This is a genomic window from Lysinibacillus sp. ZYM-1 (genome assembly GCF_001308875.1).
Lineage (GTDB): Bacteria > Bacillota > Bacilli > Bacillales_A > Planococcaceae > Lysinibacillus.
Genome location: NZ_KQ465112.1, coordinates 136505 through 155062 on the forward strand (window position 1 = coordinate 136505; position 18558 = coordinate 155062).

The window sequence follows — 18558 nt, forward strand, 5'->3', positions numbered from 1 at the left end:
TGTTCGCGCCATCAATTCGTACCTAAAATACATTCATCAACTTTCGAAAGAAATTAGCCTTTTCTAAAATTATTTGCAAGAACAGCCTATTCATTCACAAAAAAGCAAACTTTTTTAATGCAGGATTTTAATTGCCCATTCACTATTTTATTTCTCACATTTCTTAGTAAGTAGTTTTTCATTATTAGCATGAAAAATGGGTGATTTCCATTATTTGAATAGTTTGAAAATTAGGCTTAAAAGGATTATAATGTTGAAAAGGAGCGTGTTTTATATGAATATGGCTGTAATGAAACGTTTGAATCGTCAAGGTTTACTAATTGCAGGCTTACATTTGTTAGTTATGTTAAATCTAGCAGCGGATTTCGTATACGCATCGTAACCAATTTAATAGAAAGGTGAATGAAATGTTTGTCCCATTTTAAAACAACCGTGTAGGCATATTTAGGTAACTGCTCACGGTTGTTTTTATTTTGAATAAAGGGATTATTCTGTCAAATGTCAAATACATAGTACATAAAGGGAGGGATTCAATGACAACAGGATGGAATCAAACGTTTTGTCATTTGGAACGGCCATTTGCTTGGTTGGATTTAGATGCACTAGATAAAAACATGCAAACTGTGCAACATGCATGTGGAGAAAAACCAATTCGTATAGCGACAAAATCGATTCGTTCAGTGGAGGTGCTTCGTTATGTTCAAAAAAACCTCCAGAATGTTGTAGGGTTTATGACTTTCACAGCAGCAGAGACGATTTTTCTCTTACAGCAGCAATTTGATGATTTACTACTAGGCTATCCAGTGATGGAAGAGGGAGCTATACGTCGATTATTGCATTATGTGAAAGAGGGAAAAACGGTTACGTTTATGGTTGATCGACAAGAGCATATCCAACTATTGGCGGAGATAGGGGATGAAATGGGTGTGCGTGTTCAGGTTTGCATTGATATCAATGTTTCAAATGATTTTAAATTATTGTACTTCGGAACGAAGCGTTCATCCTTATACTCTCTTGAGACGTTGACTCCTTTTTTACTAGCAATTAGAAAGAATCCTTCTATTGAAGTAGTAGGGGCTATGGGCTATGAGGCACAAATTGCAGGCGTTGGCAACCGTCCAGCAAATATTTTAAAAGGTAGAGTTATAGAAGCCATGCAAACACAGGCGAAAAAGCAAGTTACCCAATTTCGTCGATTAGCTATAGCTCATATCAAGGCCTATTTTCCAACTTTGCGTTTTGTCAATGGAGGGGGTTCAGGTAGTATGACATATACTACTCAACAGAAAGAAGTCACTGAAATTACGGTTGGCTCTGCATTTTATGCTCCTGCACTGTTTGATCAATTTACACATTTACAGCTTGAAAAGGCAGCTGGATTTGCCTTAAGTGTCACGAGGAAGCCTGATAAAAATATCGTTGTTTGTCATGGTGGAGGTTATACAGCTTCTGGGGCGATTGGTAGTGATCGTTTACCTGTATTCTATGAGCCTACTAATTATGCATATCTTAGCTTAGAGGGAGCAGGAGAGGTACAAACACCTATAAAGGTCAAGGGGGAAAACGTTAATATTGGCGATACAATTTATTTTCGACATGCAAAGGCTGGAGAGCTCTGTGAACGTTTCCAAGTATTACATGGTGTTCGAGGGGACAAGTATGTAGGACCTTATACAACATACAGGGGGGATGGACAATGTTTTCTGTAGAAAAATGGCGAAATGGGGAAAAATGGACAAATTGGGCTGGGAATGTTATTTCCTATCCAAGTGAAATGTACTTACCTCATTCCATTGAAGAGGTTTCAATGATCGTTAAGCATGCACGTGAATCAGCAAAGACGATTCGAGTTACGGGTGCAGCACACTCATTTAGCGCTGTGGCAATGCCAGAACATATAGCTATTTCCTTACATAATATGCGCGGTTTAATCGCTGTGAATGAGGAAAGGCAGGAGGCAACTTTATGGGCTGGGACCTATTTATATGAAATTGGACCACTGTTAGCGAAGCATGGTTTTGCTTTAATTAATATGGGAGATATTCAGGAGCAAACTATTGCAGGAGCAGTTTCAACGGGGACACATGGCACAGGAGTTACACTTGGTTCTTTGTCATCAGCTGTAATGACATGGGGATTTGTAGATGGGACTGGTACTTATCAGGAGCATCGACGAGGGCTAGACGATTTATCTGAAGCGCTCCATATATCGCTAGGGATGCTTGGTGTTCTTGTCAAAGTAACAATCAAGGTTATGCCATTATATGGTCTGCATTATGTTGGAGCAAGAGATACGTTGGCCAGCGGGCTCACGGGGTTTGCGGAGGATATCCGACAACATCGCCATGTGGAATGGTTCTATTTCCCTGGTAGTGAGACGATTCAAGTAAAGCGTATGAATGCTGTTGCTCCGGTTTATCAAAGTGAATGGAATAAGAAAATCGAAACGTTAAAGCTGCAAATTGTGGAAAATGGTGCTTTTTTTGCGATGTCTGAGCTTTGTAAGTGGAAACCAGCTTTAAGTGGTACTATGAGTAAAATAGCGGCTGCTAATGTTGTGGAAAGTGAAAAGGTAGGCATAAGCTATGAAATTTATCCTTCTCCTCGTAGTGTGAAGTTCCAAGAAAGTGAATATGCTATCCCGTTATCTCAATTTGAAGCTTGTTTGGAAGAAATTCATGCAACCTTTAAAAAGGGCATTTTTAATGTTCATTTTCCATTAGAATGTCGGACAACTGCGGGGGAAGCAGGCTTTTTAAGTCCTACGCAGGGGCAAGAGTCTGCTTTTATAGCCTTTCATATGTATAAAGGGATGTCGGAAGAGCCTTATTTTAAATGGGTGCATACGTTGATGCAAAAATATGAAGGCCGTCCTCATTGGGGAAAACAAAATCATTTAACGGCTCAAACAGTTTATGAATTGTATCTCGAAATTGAAAAGTTTTTAAAAATTCGACAACAATATGATCCCGATCAAGTGTTTTTCACAGGGTATTTAAAAAAATTATTTCTATTGTAAGCGTTATCTCATTTTCTATTCTTTCCGAGTCTATATAAATATTAGGAAAACTATTGTTCTGTATTTTTGAAAAATTAAAATTTGAACGAAATGTCAAAATTTTTATCAAAGCGAGATAAAACTGATGCTTAATCAGCATGTAAACGATTTCAATTTTGACAGATTTTTTTAATTGTTTGAACAATTCAAAAAATAGTGTTGACGGGACCTTTTTTTCGTACTATGATTACAACAATTTAACACGTTCGTTACAGCAGTTGCACTCTAGAAAGCTGTTAATCTATAAACAAAAATGAAATAGACAGAAGATTTTGTATATAGCAACGAACATGGTATGGAAAGCATTAAATGAGGGGCGTTTAAAATGAGAAGTGACATGATAAAAGTAGGCGTAGATCGAGCGCCACATCGAAGTCTTTTATATGCAACAGGCAAAGTAAAAGCAAAAGATTTAGGCAAGCCATTTATTGGGGTTTGTAACTCTTACATCGACATAATACCAGGTCACGTTCATTTACGTACGTTCGCTGATGTTGTGAAAGAAGCCATTATTGAAGCGGGTGGTATTCCATTCGAATTTAATACAATTGGTGTCGATGATGGTATTGCAATGGGGCATATTGGTATGCGCTATTCATTACCAAGTCGTGAAATTATAGCAGACTCAGCTGAGACGGTTATTAATGCACACTGGTTTGATGGCGTATTTTATATTCCAAACTGTGACAAAATTACACCCGGTATGCTAATGGCAGCAGTACGTACCAACGTACCATCGATTTTTGTTTCTGGTGGTCCAATGGAGGCGGGGACATCTGCCACAGGCAAACAGCTTTCATTAACATCAGTTTTTGAAGGTGTAGGGGCACATAAATCAGGAAAAATGTCAGCTGAAGAGCTATTAGATATTGAAAATAATGCGTGTCCAACTTGTGGTTCATGTTCAGGGATGTTTACCGCAAACTCCATGAACTGCTTAATGGAAATGCTCGGTGTTGCTTTACCAGGGAATGGAACAATCGTAGCCACTTCTGAAGAGCGTCATAAGCTGATTAAAGAAGCTGCTAAACAATTAGTTCGTATGGTAAAAGAAGATATTAAGCCACGCGATATTATCACAAAAGAGGCAATTGATGATGCATTTGCACTGGATATGGCTATGGGTGGCTCTACCAACACAGTTCTACATACATTAGCCATTGCCAATGAAGCAGAAATAGATTACAACATTGAAGATATTAATAAAGTAGCAGAACGAGTACCATATTTAGCGAAAATCATGCCTGCTTCAGATATTTCAATGGATGATATCAATAAAGCCGGTGGTGTTAGTGCCATTATTAATGAATTAGTGTCTATCCCAGGCGCTATACACCCAAATCGTCCAACAGTGGCAGGAGTAACAATGGGTGAGTTAGTCAAAGATCATTACATCACAAATGATCAAGTCATTCGAACGAAAGAAAATCCATATAGTGCTGTAGGTGGTTTATCGGTATTATTCGGTAATATCGCACCAGAAGGCTCGGTTATTAAAGTAGGCGCTGTAGATCCTTCCATCAAAGTATTCAAAGGTGAGGCAATTGTCTTTGAATCACAAGAAGCAGCACAAGAAAATATTGATAATGGAACAGTGCAAGAGGGCCATGTAGTCGTCATTCGCTACGAAGGTCCTAAGGGTGGCCCAGGGATGCCAGAAATGCTTGCACCAACATCTGCGATTCAAGGTCGTGGCCTTGGCACAAAAGTGGCATTAATCACGGATGGTCGTTTCTCAGGGGCATCACGCGGTATTTCAATCGGACATATTTCACCAGAAGCTGCTGAAGGAGGTCCAATTGCTTTAGTAGAAAACGGAGATATTATTGAAATTGATCTACCGAACCGTACGATTAATTTACAAGTTTCAGAGGAAGTTTTAGCTGAACGTCGTGCAAAATTACCAGTCTTTGAGCCTAAAATTAAACGTGGTTGGCTCGCAAGATATTCAAAATTAGTGACAAACGCTTCTACTGGAGGCGTCATGAAGATTTAAAACTAGATAATTGAAAACGTTGATGAGGTTAAAGGTTCTAGAGCCTTGTATCTACCAGAGAGCCGGTCGTGCTGGAAGCCGGCGATACAACTAGATCCGACATCCCCTCGGAGTGAGCTATTAAACGTGTTTACACCATTAGATAGCTCCGGGCATATTCGAAAGTGCTCGTTATTAATGAATAAAAGTTTTATGTCACCCTATTGGTTGCATAAATGCTGTCTTTTATTCGCGAGGTAGCAATTATTTGCTATAAAAAAGGGTGGTACCATGGAAAGTCTTTTTCATCCCTACGTAAGGTAGTTCTTTGCGTGTGGAGAAAAAGGCTTTTTATTATTTTCACAATGTAATTAGCAAACTCTCCTTCTAAAGGAGGAGGGCATAGGCAATCCAGCTAGTGACACTTCACTAATCTACAACACTGATGTGTGAGTTTGAAAGAAATGAAGGAGGCATATTTTGATGAGTGCGAATGTTTCAATCAATGAAAAAGAACAATTAGCAACAACTACAACAGTTGAACAAACCTATCAAGCAAAGGACGGGGCCGATGTATTAGTGCAGGCATTGCACGATCAGGGTGTTGAAATCATCTTTGGCTATCCAGGTGGTGCAGTATTACCTATCTATGATGCGATGTATAAAAATCCGATCCGCCATATTTTAACAAGACATGAACAGGGTGCCATTCATGCAGCGGAAGGATATGCTCGTGTTTCAGGGAATACGGGCGTTGTCATTGCCACAAGTGGACCGGGAGCAACAAATCTTGTAACGGGTATAGCGGATGCCATGATTGATTCCATTCCATTAGTGGTATTCACTGGCCAGGTTGCTACATCTGTTATTGGCACAGATGCTTTCCAAGAAGCAGATATTATGGGGATTACGACACCAATCACGAAACACAATTACCAAGTACAAGATGTGAATGACATCCCGCGTATTGTTAAAGAAGCTTTCCATATTGCCAGCACAGGTCGTAAGGGGCCAGTTGTAGTGGACTTCCCTAAGGACGTTTCACAAATGTTGTTTGATGTAGAGAATCCACCCGAGGCACCAGATGAAATTTATTTGCCAGGCTATCAACCAACCTATAAACCTAACTATTTACAAATTCAAAAGGCCATTCAAGCAATTTCTTTGGCAAAAAATCCAGTCATCTTAGCTGGTGCTGGTGTTCTCTTTGCCGATGCACGTGAAGAATTAACGGCATTCGCAGAAAAATATCGGATCCCAGTAACGAATACTTTACTAGGTTTAGGGTCCATTCATGGTGAGCATGAATTATTCCTCGGGATGGCCGGTATGCATGGTACGGCAACAGCAAACACAGCTATAACAAAAGCAGATCTATTACTCAATATTGGTGCTCGTTTTGACGATCGTTTAACAGGTAATTTAGCTACGTTTGCACCAAATGCGACGATTGTCCATATCGATATTGATCCAGCTGAAATTGGTAAAAATGTACCGACAGATATTCCGATTGTGGCAGATGCAAAAGAAGCATTAAAAGCAATACTGAAAAAGGATTTTGAAGGTCCTGATACAACAGAATGGCTAGCATATTTAAGAAATCATGCCAATGAATATCCATTATGGTATTGCAAAAATGCAGATGATCAAGAAATTTTACCACAAGAGGCATTGCGATTAGTACACAAGATTACAGAGGGTGATGCCATTGTTACAACAGATGTTGGTCAGCATCAGATGTGGACGGCGCAGTACTATCACTTAAATAACGATCATGCTTGGGTAACGTCTGGTGGACTTGGTACGATGGGCTTCGGCTTCCCAGCCGCAATTGGTGCTCAATTTGCGAAGCCAGACAAAAAAGTTATTTCAATTGTAGGAGATGCTGGATTCCAAATGACTGCACAGGAGCTTTCCATTCTACAGGAATTTAACTTACCAGTAAAAATAGTGATCTTGAATAACAGCTGTCTAGGAATGGTCCGTCAATGGCAAGAAACGTTCTATGAAGAGCGTTATTCATCCTCGCTTATGCCGATCCAACCAGATTTTGTTAAATTAGCGGATGCATATAGCATTAAAGGTTATCGCATTAACACAATTGATGAGGCAGAGACAATTTTCCGTGAGGCACTACTTTCTGACGAGCCAGTATTAATTGATTGTCGTGTGAAACAGCTTGAATGTGTATACCCAATGGTAGCACCAGGCAAAGGCTTACATGAAATGATTGGGGTGAAAAAGAATTGAAACGAGTAATTACCGTAACTGTGATTAATCAAAGTGGTGTGTTAAACCGATTAACAGGATTACTGATGAAACGTCAGTTTAATATTGAATCCATTACAGTTGGTCATACAGAGCAACCGAATTTTTCAAAAATGACCTTTGTTGTCAACGTAGAGGATGAACGCAAAATAGAACAGCTGGTGAAGCAATTATCCAAACAAATTGATGTATTAAAGGTAAATGATATTACTGATAAATCGATTGTCCTGAGAGAACTAGCACTAGTAAAGGTTATCTCACCGCCAAATTTACGATTGGAAATGAATTCAATTGTCGAACCGTTCCGTGCTCAAATCATTGACACAGCTAAAAATGTTGTGACATATCAAGTCGTAGGACACCCAGAAAAGATTGATGCCTTTATCGAACTCATTCGACCGTATGGCATTAAAGAACTGACGCGTACAGGAGCAACTGCCTCTGTTCGTGAAACACAAAAAATCTCAAATCCGCAGCTCTCTATTTTAAAATAGTTTGCATATAAAAATTAAACCAAATTCTAGGAGGAAATTAACTATGGCTACAATGTACTATGAACAAAATATCAACGAGGACGTATTAAAAGGAAAGAAAATTGCTATCATCGGTTATGGCTCACAAGGTCATGCACATGCACTAAATCTTAAAGAATCAGGCTTTGACGTAGTAGTAGGGGTTCGCCCAGGTGGATCTTTCGATGCAGCAAAAGCAGATGGTATTGACGTAAAAACAGTGGCTGAAGCAGCACAAGAAGCAGATGTTATCCAAATTCTACTACCAGATGAGCGACAAAAAGCTGTTTATGAAGCAGAAATTGCTCCATATCTACAAGCAGGGAAAACCTTAATGTTTGCACACGGCTTCAATATTCACTTTGGGCAAATTACACCACCAGCAGACGTGGATGTATTTTTAGTAGCACCAAAGGGTCCAGGGCATTTAGTTCGTCGTCAATTTCAAGAAGGTGCTGGTGTACCAGGTTTATTCGCTATCCATCAAGATGCAACTGGCCAAGCAAAAGATTTAGCACTTGCTTATGGTAAAGGAATTGGTGCTGCACGTGGTGGCCTTCTTGAAACAACATTTAAAGAAGAAACTGAAACAGATCTATTTGGCGAACAAGCAGTACTTTGTGGTGGTGCAACGCAACTAGTAAGAGCAGGATTCGAAACGCTAGTGGAAGCAGGTTACCAACCAGAATTAGCATACTTTGAAACGCTACATGAACTTAAATTAATTGTTGACCTAATGTTTGAAGGTGGTATGGCAACAATGCGTTACTCAGTATCAGATACAGCTGAGTGGGGCGATTATGTGGCAGGACCACGCATTATCGATGAGTCTGTAAAGGCTCGTATGAAAGACGTGTTAACGGATATCCAAGATGGTACGTTTGCTCGTCGCTGGATTCAAGAAAATGAAAATGGTCGCCCTGAATATACAAAATTCAAAGAGGCTGGTGCAAACCATCAAATCGAAGAAGTGGGCACAAAACTACGTGCAATGATGCCATTCATCAACGAAGGTAAAGAAAAAGTGGTAAGAGAAGTGGCTACAAGTGCGAAAAATTGATATTTTTGATACTACGCTTCGCGATGGTGAACAATCCGCTGGAATCAACTTAAATACAGCAGAGAAAATAGAAATAGCCAAACAGTTAGAGCGCCTTGGTGTGACAATTATTGAAGCAGGGTTTCCTGCTTCGTCACCCGGTGACTTTGATGCAGTCCATCGCATTGCGGATATAGTAAAAAATTCAGTCGTAACGGGTCTTGCTCGTTGTATCCAAAAGGATATTGATACGACATGGGAAGCTATTAAAGTAGCCCAACAACCACATATTCATATTTTTCTAGCTACATCACCAATTCATATGAAATACAAGTTGAAAAAGTCCCCAGAGCAAGTGGTTGAGCAAGCGGTTGAAGCCGTTAAATACGCGAAAAAATACTTTCCCCTTGTGCAATGGTCCGCTGAGGATGCGTTCCGTTCAGATCGTGAATTTTTAGTACGGATTATGAATGAAGTGATTGCCGCTGGTGCTACAACGATTAACGTTCCTGACACTGTCGGGTATGCCTCTCCTCAAGAATATGGTGCTTTATTTAAGTTTCTATTGGAAAACGTAAAAGGTGCTGACAAAGTCAAATTTTCTGCACATTGTCATGACGACTTAGGAATGGCGACAGCCAATACAATTGCGGCTATCGAAAATGGTGCTGCACAAGTGGAGGGCACGATTAATGGCATTGGTGAGCGGGCAGGCAATGTAGCGTTAGAAGAAATAGCCGTGGCACTTCATATTCGCAAGGATATTTATGAGGTGGAAACAGGGATACAGCTACATGAAATTAAACGTACGTCGCAATTAGTCAGTAAATTGACAAACGTCGTGATTCAACCAAACAAAGCGATTGTTGGGAAAAATGCATTTGCCCACGAATCTGGTATCCATCAGGATGGTGTCTTAAAAAATCCAGAAACCTATGAAATTATTTCTCCGGCGCTAATTGGTGAGGGAGCAATACCTTTAGTTCTTGGGAAACACTCTGGTCGTGCAGCCTTCCGTGATCGGGCCGAAACAATGGGCTTTGAGCTTTCGGACGAGAAGCTGAATAAAGCGTTTGTGGAATTTAAAAAATTGGCTGATCGTAAAAAAGAAATTACAGAGGAAGATTTACTAACGCTTCTTACAGAACAGCAAATTCAATTAGAAGATGTGCCACTTTTTGAATTAAAAATGGTGCAGGTGCAATACGGAACAGAAAATATTCCGACGGCTACAGCCATTGTGCTGACACCAGAGGGATTAGAGAAAACGGTAGTTGCCACTGGCTCTGGTTCAGTAGAAGCCATTTTTAACACGCTAGAGCAGCTTGTACCAAGCGCTGTTCATGTGATTGATTATCGTGTGACATCGGTGGGCAAAGGCCGAGATGCACTTGGTGAAGCTGTTATTAATATTCGTTATGATGATGTATCGACGACAGGCCGCAACTCCTCTCAGGATGTTTTGGAAGCATCGGCGAAAGCTTATTTAAATGCTATTAACCGTCATTTAATACAAGCCAGCCTTCGCGCACATCCAGTTTGTTAAATGATCGTCCAGTTTTAGAGGTAGTGGAATGTGTGAGGTACCATTCACAAGTCGGATGCAATAATCATGGCGTATTGGGTCGATGAAGAAAAATTGAATACGCTCACCAATCTATGATTTAGGTGAGTGTCTTTACTAAATTAGCGAATGCGCTATACAAAGAAAGGTGTTTTGACGATGGAGAAAAAAATTACAGTACTTCCTGGTGACGGAATTGGGCCAGAGGTTGTTGCTTCTGCTGTGCGTGTATTACAAGTGATTGGTAAGCGATTTAATCATACTTTCCATTTAGGATATGGAACAATCGGGGGCGCTGCCATCGACCAACACAATAATCCACTACCAGATGAGACAATTGAGATGTGTGAGAAGAGTGATGCGATTTTACTAGGAGCTGTTGGTGGACCAAAGTGGGATCAGAATCCACCTGAATTACGCCCAGAAAAGGGATTATTGCGAATTCGCAAACACTTTGACCTATTTGCAAATCTACGTCCAGTAAAGGCGTTCCCGAGTTTACTAGATGCTTCACCATTAAAGCGTGAAGTAGCTGAAAACGTTGATTTAATGATTGTTCGAGAACTAACAGGTGGCGTATACTTCGGGGAACCACGTATGCGTACTGAAAATGGCGCAATTGATACAACTGTTTACTCGAAAGCAGAAGTAGAACGTATCGTTGAAAATGCCTTTGAGTTAGCACGTTTACGTGGAGGCAAATTATGCTCTGTTGACAAGGCGAATGTTCTTGAAACAAGTCGTTTGTGGCGTGAAGTTGTAGAAGCAAAGAAAAAAGAATATCCAGATGTATTGGTAGAGCATAACTTAGTGGATTCTGTAGCTATGAAACTTATTACAAATCCAGGACACTATGATGTAGTAGTTACAGAAAACATGTTTGGGGATATTTTAAGTGATGAAGCATCAGTGATTACGGGTTCTCTAGGTGTATTACCATCTGCATCTATTCGTGGGGATAATTTTGGCTTATATGAACCAGTACATGGATCAGCACCTGAGATTGCAGGGCAAGGAGTGGCGAATCCTGCAGCAACTATTCTTTCTGTAGCGATGATGCTTCAATACTCATTTGGCTTGAAGGAAGAGGCAGCGGAAATTGAACGTGCTGTAAGTGCAGTATTTGATGATGGTTATTTTACAGCAGATCTTGCCCGTGATGGCAGTCGTATATTATCAACTAATGAATGGACAGATAAGATAATTAACGAAATTGATACTAGTTTTGTTTCACAAAGCATTATGACAACATATATTTAAAGAAATAGGTGAAGACAATGGGCAAAAATATAATTGAAAAGATTTGGGATAAACATGTTGTTTATCAGGAAGAGGGCAAACCGGACCTGTTATATATTGATCTTCATTTAATTCATGAAGTAACTTCTCCGCAAGCTTTTGAAGGGCTTCGATTGAATGGACGTCAAGTACGTCGTCCAGATTTAAGCTTTGCAACAATGGACCATAATGTCCCAACAAAAAATTTACCAACTATCCATGATCCAATCGCACGTAACCAAATTGAAACGTTGGCTAAAAATGCTGAAGAGTTTGGTGTTGAGCTTGCAGGTATGGGTCATCCCGATCAAGGGATTGTCCACGTCATTGGACCAGAGTTAGGACTAACACAGCCTGGTAAAACCATTGTCTGTGGTGACTCTCATACATCTACGCACGGTGCCTTTGGGGCGATTGCCTTCGGTATTGGAACATCAGAGGTAGAGCATGTATTATCGACGCAAACACTATGGCAAAATAAGCCAAAGACAATGGAGATTCGTGTTGAAGGCGAGCTATCAATCGGAGTAGCAGCTAAGGATATTATTCTAGCCATCATCGCAAAGTTCGGAATTGGTGTTGGCACAGGATATATTGTGGAATTCACTGGAGAGGCTATCCACAAACTGTCTATGGAAGAAAGAATGACGATTTGTAATATGTCGATTGAGGCAGGTGCCAAGGCAGGGCTTATTTCACCGGATCAAACAACTGTAGACTATATTCGTGGTCGTAAATATGCACCACAAAGTGAAAAATTTGAGGAAGCAGCCGACTACTGGTTAAGTTTAGCTTCTGATGAGGATGCTACTTACGATACAGTTCGTATTATTCATGCGGAAGAAATTGAACCCATTATTACATGGGGAACAAATCCATCGATGGGTACGGGTGTTTCTGGTCATGTCCCAACACAAGAAGACTATAAGGATGAATCCGATAAGGCTGCGCTCCAAAATGCACTTGCTTATATGGGCTTAGAGGAAGGGCAACCATTAACGTCTATTGACATCCAGCATGTATTTATTGGCTCCTGTACGAACTCCCGTATTAGCGACTTACGTGCAGCTGCTGATGTTATCAAAGGGCGGAAGGTGCATGGTAATGTTACAGCAATCGTTGTGCCAGGCTCCCATTCGACGAAAAAGCAAGCAGAGGCAGAAGGCTTGGATAAAGTTTTTATAGCTGCTGGCTTTGAATGGCGGGAGTCGGGTTGCTCCATGTGTTTAGCCATGAATGATGATGTAGTACCAGCTGGTGAACGCTGTGCCTCTACATCCAACCGGAACTTTGAAGGACGTCAGGGCGCAGGTTCTCGTACACATTTAGTATCTCCACCAATGGCAGCCGCTGCTGCCATCGCGGGTCACTTTGTAGATGTACGTGAATTTGTGAAGGAAACTGTGTAGGGCTTGTTGTTTTTACACGGAAGGGATGATTGAAAATGGAACCAATTAATATCGTAAATAGTGTCATCACACCTCTTGATCGTAAAAATGTTGATACGGATCAAATTATTTCAAAAGAGTTTTTAAAGCGAATTGAGCGCACAGGCTTTGGACAATTTTTATTTTATCATTGGCGCTTTGATGCAGAGGGCAATGAAATAAATGACTTTATATTAAACAAACCAGAATTTAAAGAGTCAAAAATTCTAGTAGCACAGGATAATTTCGGCTGTGGTTCGTCCAGAGAACACGCACCGTGGGCCATATTGGATTATGGATTTAATGTCGTCATCGCACCGTCATTTGCGGATATTTTCCATAACAATTGTTTTAAAAATGGGATTCTACCCATTAAGCTAACAGAAGCTGAATGTGATGGAATCCTAGCAAAGGGTATGGCAAATCCGTATTCCATGGAAGTGAATCTTGCAGCACAAACGGTTTCAGGTAGTGACGGAACTGTCTATCATTTCGCAATTGATCCGTACTACAAGGAAACATTGCTAAATGGTTGGGATGAAATTGCCTTAACCTTTAAATATGAAGATCATATTGCTGCATATGAAGCGAAGCGAGTAGCCTATTAAATATTTTTGTAGACTGAAGACAAACTTAAAGTTGTCTTCAGTTTTTTTCTTTGGCAAATATTCATTCCTAAAATTATGTATAGAATGTGAATAGAAGGAATTTGAATATGAATGTTCTGAATATAAGCACTATGAATAAATGGAATATTTTGATAATGTGAAAGTAGTAAGTTAACTGAAAGGAGAATAGATGATGATTACTTATTCGGTTTCCTGTATTTTTTGTAAAAAGACGTTTGAAGTAGTTGAAGGGACAAAGAAATACAACTTGTATAAAAGAAATATGAAAGGAAAATTCTCCTGCGAAAATTGTGATAGCAGAATTGAACTTGAGGCTAGAAAAGGGTTATTAGGTAAACTCTAAAAAGGCTTTGAAAACATCCTGTCCTTTTTTTCTCCATTAAAATAGAGCTTAGAAGAAAGGTAGGGAAATCAATGATTACAGTAATAGGAAGTTTAAATATGGATTTAGTTGTACAAATGAATGCTTTTCCAAAGCAAGGGGAAACGATTCTAGGTCATGCATTTCAAACAGTACCAGGAGGAAAAGGGGCAAATCAGGCAATTGCTGCGGCTCGACTTGGCAGTGACGTAACAATGGTTGGCTGTGTCGGTCAAGATAGCTTTGGTGAAACATTACGTGCAGGTTTACAGCAAGAGCAAGTAGCCACAGATACCATTGTTTGTAGCGCTTCAGCTCCAACTGGCATTGCCAATATTCTTATTTACGATCAAGATAATCGAATTGTAGTGGTGCCTGGTGCAAACTACGAGTTGGCATCTTCACATCTTGAAGCATCCAAGGCGTTGATACAAAAAAGCCAAATGGTGATCATACAACTGGAAATTCCAAAAGAGACAACAGCATATGCCATTCAGCTATGTAAAGAGGTGGGTGTGCCAGTATTGTTAAACCCAGCACCAGCGTCAAATTTTGATAGACAGTGGATGGAGGATATCACCTATTTAACGCCAAATGAAACAGAATGTGCAGAAATTTTTAATGAGCCCTTCGATCAGCTATTAGAAAAGTATCCTAATAAACTAATCATAACACTGGGTAGTAATGGTGCACGCTATTTTGATGGTACATTTCCGATTCATATCCCAGGCTATATGACGACAGCGGTGGATACGACTGGTGCTGGCGATACTTTTAATGGTGCATTAGCTCATGCCTTAGTAGAGGGTCAATCGTTGGATGAGGCAGTTTACTTTGCTAATATTGCTGCCTCATTGTCTGTTGAAAAATTTAGTGCACAGGGAGGCATGCCTACACTTGGAGAGGTTTACGCGCGTATGGCTGGCACAGAGGCATAGTATGCTATATAGGAGAAAGGTCATTTTCATTTGAGTAGCTGGTCTGAGTAGTTATGACATCGCAAATTATTCTAGAATTTTAGTAAAATTCATAGAATTAGCTATTCCTTTTAGTCTGAATTGTGAATGATATGTGAAATGAACATTGAATAAGTGTAAGGATGAATTCCTATTTACCGAATAAATGCATAAGTATATTGTCCTCTTTTCGTCATTCCATGTATTAGTAAAGCATTAGTTTCATTTATAATGGTCTTATAGATACATACGAAAAGAGGTTTTGAGGATGACGAACATTGACAACACGCCAATCGAATATACAACCTCAGCGAATAATATATTGCCACAATTTGTTGATCAACTGCGACAATTGTACGGTATTATTGTCCAAAATACATATGTGAAAGATACGGCAAAACATTTAAATCGTATTATTCAAGATGCTAATAACCAAACGATGATTTTAATCGTCGGAAAAGAACGAGTGGGTAAAACGACACTTGTCAATGGACTCCTTGGACGTGAGGTTTTATCTGTAAATGATCAACATCCAACTAGTGTCAATACATTTATTCGATATGGCGAACATGAAGAGATTAAAGCCTATTTTTTAGATGGCGTTGTGGCCATATTTGATCTTAGTAAATTAGAGTTGCTAACAACTGGTGATACGTTTGCTTCTCAGATTTTACGTGAACATTTGGATTACCTAGAAGTATATTTAAAAAGTGATTTATTAAAATCGGTGACAATCATTGACTCGGTTTCATTAGAAGCAGGGGGAGGTGAAATGGCCTATTTCTCAGAAGCACTTATGAATCGAGTAGATGAAATATTCTGGGTTTTACGTGCTGGATCAATGGCGATTGATGCTGAGCTATTATTAATAGATGCGTTAAAACATAAAGGAGTCGAACCTTTATGTATTATTAATGGAATTGATGCCCATGACGATGCAGAGGCATTTATTACCTCAGAACGACAACGTATTGGTCACTTGATGAGTGATTTTGTAGCTATTTCCGCAACAAATGCATTGGCAGCTAAGCAAACAGACAACCATGAGCTTTGGCAAAAAAGTCAATACGACCATTTAATTGCCAACATACATCGTGTTGCAGAAAATAGTGAAAAAAAAACCTATGCCATATTAATTCGCTTCTTACAATGGCTTGAACGATTCCGCTTCGAATTAACTGTTATTCCACGACGTGATCCATTTCAATCTGCTGTTGAGAATATTGAAAAATATGCAGGCGATACCCAATATGAATTTTCTCGCTATCAGCGTGACTTAGCTATAGTCAAGGAGTATGAGCAAGAATACGAACAGGTGGCAAATACATTTAAACATGTTCAAACACTGTATCAGCTATTACAAACTATTTCGCAACATGATTATTTACAAGATGACAAGGTGGAGGAATTTACCGAAATAGCTGTTTACTATCAACAAATGTTGCGTGAATATCGTAATATGCACAGTGAATATTCACGAGAATATGAGCGATTAGATGCGCAGCATAAAAAAATTCATGGCAAAGGACTCATGAAAGCCATCTTTGGACAACATACCCAAAATGAATTTTTCAAAGAGCGTGTGCAAAAATTAAATGAGCAGCAAGTAGTTTGTGTTGCTCAATACGACAAAGTACTGCATGCAGAAGCTTCTATGTTGCAAGCACTTCAAGGTATTCAACCATATTTAGTCAATTTAGTAAAGGAACGTTTAAGTCGTATTGAACAAAAAGTACAGGAATTAAATCAACAACGTGCGAAAGAGAAGCGACAATTAAAGCGCTATGCAGAAAAACTAAATGAATTTTCATGTTTAATTGAAGCACAGGGTTATATTAAAGACCATCTTCAACCTTTCTTAATGCATGAGCAAATGCCTTTGAAAACGAAGGACCTGGAAATGCTTAATGAAACGATACAGGCTATTCTTAACATCGACCTTTCTAACAATGGCTTACTAGCAAGAAGTCAAATGAATAATAAAATGGAGAGTATTGCTATTCCTTTTGATGTACAAGAAATGTATCCGAAACAAATGCTTACCTTGAAAGAAGAAGATGTCAAATCGAACGACATTCCAGAAATTCAAAATAAATTAGCTATACAATACGAAGAATAGACTTCACAAAACGTTCTAAAAGAATGAATCTTTTAGGGCGTTTTTTTAATGACTGAAACATATCATTCCATTTGTACGTATAAATGGTAAGGAGGGATAGAAATGATTGAAATTAAGGGACAGTACACGGATGCTAAAATTTATGCCGAAACAGCCTTACAATCAGCCATCGATCAAATTCAAGAACTGACCAATCAAGCCTTTATGGCAGGTACAAAGGTACGTATAATGCCTGATTATCATGCGGGGAAAGGCTGTGTTATTGGCACGACCATTCATCTACAGGAGCGGGTTGTACCTAACCTAGTCGGTGTGGATGTGGGATGTGGTGTATTTGTAGCGCAATTAGATGTTTCGACAGTTGATTATGAGAAACTCGATACCATCATTCGAACGTATGTACCAAGCGGACAAGAGATTCATAAGGAACTATCGCCAGATCGACATTTTTTAGCGTTTGAAGGTAAACAGTTTCGAGCAAGTGGCTTCAAGGATGAGTATACTAATTTATCATTAGGGACACTTGGAGGTGGCAATCATTTTATCGAATTGGCTAAAGATGAGGAAAATCAGCACTATTTACTGATTCATACTGGTTCACGTTATGTAGGGGCAAAAGTAGCTAATTGGCACCAGAAAAGAGCATATGAAAATTTACGTCAGCAAGATTTGACTAGAAAAATAGAGGACTATAAACAGCAAGGGCGAGAAAAGGAAATCCAAGCGATGATCCATGCCTATAAAGAACAACATCCGGTGGTTCCGAAAGCGTTAGCCTATTTAGAGGGTGAATATTTCCATGACTATATTCATGACATGAAAATTGCACAGCAGTTTGCGCAGATGAATCGTTGGATGATTGCTGAAACAATTGCAAACCATATGGATTGGCAGCTGACAGATACATTTGATACAATCCATAACTATATTGAGACAGAGACAATGACGCTTCGCAAGGGAGCAGTTCGCGCCAATAAAGGAGAAAAGCTTGTCATTCCTTTGAATATGCGAGATGGATCACTTATTTGTATAGGAAAAGGCAATGCTGAATGGAATTATTCTGCCCCACATGGAGCAGGGCGTATGTTCTCACGCCGTGCCGCTAAAGAAGCATTGAAAATGGAAGATTTTAAAGAGACAATGCAAGGGATTTGGTCAACATCAGTCAATGAAGAAACATTAGACGAGGCACCAATGGCCTATAAGCCAATGGCGGAAATTACATCTGTTATTGGAGAAACGGTGGATATTGTAAAAGTTATTAAACCTGTCTACAATTTTAAAGCGAGTGAAGCGGCAAAGCCCTATGAGAAAAGGGGATCAACCAACTCACTATAACCATTCATGCAATTAATGGTATAATATAGCTTTA

The 18558-nt window shown here is 39.5% G+C and carries 13 protein-coding genes; all 13 read left to right on the top strand.

Going from position 1 to position 18558, the window contains the following annotated elements:
- Positions 1 to 533 precede the first annotated feature (533 nt).
- The 13 genes from AO843_RS07915 to AO843_RS07975 all read left to right on the top strand — a co-directional run bounded on the left by AO843_RS07915 (position 534) and on the right by AO843_RS07975 (position 18524).
- Positions 534 to 1709, top strand: a complete 1176-nt coding sequence (locus AO843_RS07915) for an amino acid deaminase/aldolase (protein ID WP_054610577.1) — start codon at positions 534 to 536, stop codon at positions 1707 to 1709.
- Positions 1697 to 3019: a D-arabinono-1,4-lactone oxidase gene (locus AO843_RS07920; RefSeq protein WP_054610578.1), complete on the top strand. Its 1323-nt coding sequence runs from the start codon at positions 1697 to 1699 to the stop codon at positions 3017 to 3019. Before AO843_RS07915 ends, AO843_RS07920 begins: the two co-directional genes overlap by 13 nt.
- Positions 3020 to 3383: 364 nt before the next feature.
- Positions 3384 to 5054: a dihydroxy-acid dehydratase gene (gene ilvD / locus AO843_RS07925; RefSeq protein WP_054610579.1), complete on the top strand. Its 1671-nt coding sequence runs from the start codon at positions 3384 to 3386 to the stop codon at positions 5052 to 5054.
- Positions 5055 to 5516: 462 nt separating this feature from the next.
- Positions 5517 to 7283 (top strand): biosynthetic-type acetolactate synthase large subunit, encoded by a 1767-nt coding sequence (ilvB, locus tag AO843_RS07930; protein WP_054610580.1) that lies wholly within the window; start codon positions 5517 to 5519, stop codon positions 7281 to 7283.
- Positions 7280 to 7795 (top strand): acetolactate synthase small subunit, encoded by a 516-nt coding sequence (gene ilvN, locus AO843_RS07935; protein WP_036123293.1) that lies wholly within the window; start codon positions 7280 to 7282, stop codon positions 7793 to 7795. The genes ilvB and ilvN overlap by 4 nt, the downstream gene beginning before the upstream one ends.
- A gap of 43 nt (positions 7796 to 7838) precedes the next feature.
- Positions 7839 to 8873, top strand: coding sequence for a ketol-acid reductoisomerase (ilvC, locus tag AO843_RS07940; RefSeq protein WP_054610581.1), 1035 nt, complete (start codon positions 7839 to 7841; stop codon positions 8871 to 8873).
- Positions 8860 to 10398 (top strand): 2-isopropylmalate synthase, encoded by a 1539-nt coding sequence (locus AO843_RS07945; RefSeq protein ID WP_054610582.1) that lies wholly within the window; start codon positions 8860 to 8862, stop codon positions 10396 to 10398. Before ilvC ends, AO843_RS07945 begins: the two co-directional genes overlap by 14 nt.
- A 177-nt stretch (positions 10399 to 10575) precedes the next feature.
- Entirely contained in the window at positions 10576 to 11676 is a 1101-nt protein-coding gene (gene leuB / locus AO843_RS07950) for a 3-isopropylmalate dehydrogenase (RefSeq protein WP_054610583.1), read from the top strand.
- A gap of 17 nt (positions 11677 to 11693) precedes the next feature.
- The gene (gene leuC / locus AO843_RS07955; RefSeq protein WP_054610584.1) at positions 11694 to 13103 is read left to right on the top strand and encodes a 3-isopropylmalate dehydratase large subunit; all 1410 of its coding nucleotides are present in this window, start codon (positions 11694 to 11696) and stop codon (positions 13101 to 13103) included.
- 35 nt (positions 13104 to 13138) lie between these two features.
- Entirely contained in the window at positions 13139 to 13729 is a 591-nt protein-coding gene (leuD, locus tag AO843_RS07960) for a 3-isopropylmalate dehydratase small subunit (RefSeq protein WP_054610585.1), read from the top strand.
- A gap of 435 nt (positions 13730 to 14164) precedes the next feature.
- Positions 14165 to 15049: a ribokinase gene (gene rbsK / locus AO843_RS07965; protein ID WP_054610586.1), complete on the top strand. Its 885-nt coding sequence runs from the start codon at positions 14165 to 14167 to the stop codon at positions 15047 to 15049.
- 286 nt (positions 15050 to 15335) lie between these two features.
- Positions 15336 to 17186 (top strand): dynamin family protein, encoded by a 1851-nt coding sequence (locus tag AO843_RS07970; protein ID WP_054610587.1) that lies wholly within the window; start codon positions 15336 to 15338, stop codon positions 17184 to 17186.
- 102 nt (positions 17187 to 17288) lie between these two features.
- Complete coding sequence (locus AO843_RS07975; RefSeq protein WP_054610588.1) at positions 17289 to 18524, top strand: RtcB family protein; 1236 nt, start codon at positions 17289 to 17291, stop codon at positions 18522 to 18524.
- The last annotated feature ends 34 nt before the right edge of the window (positions 18525 to 18558 follow it).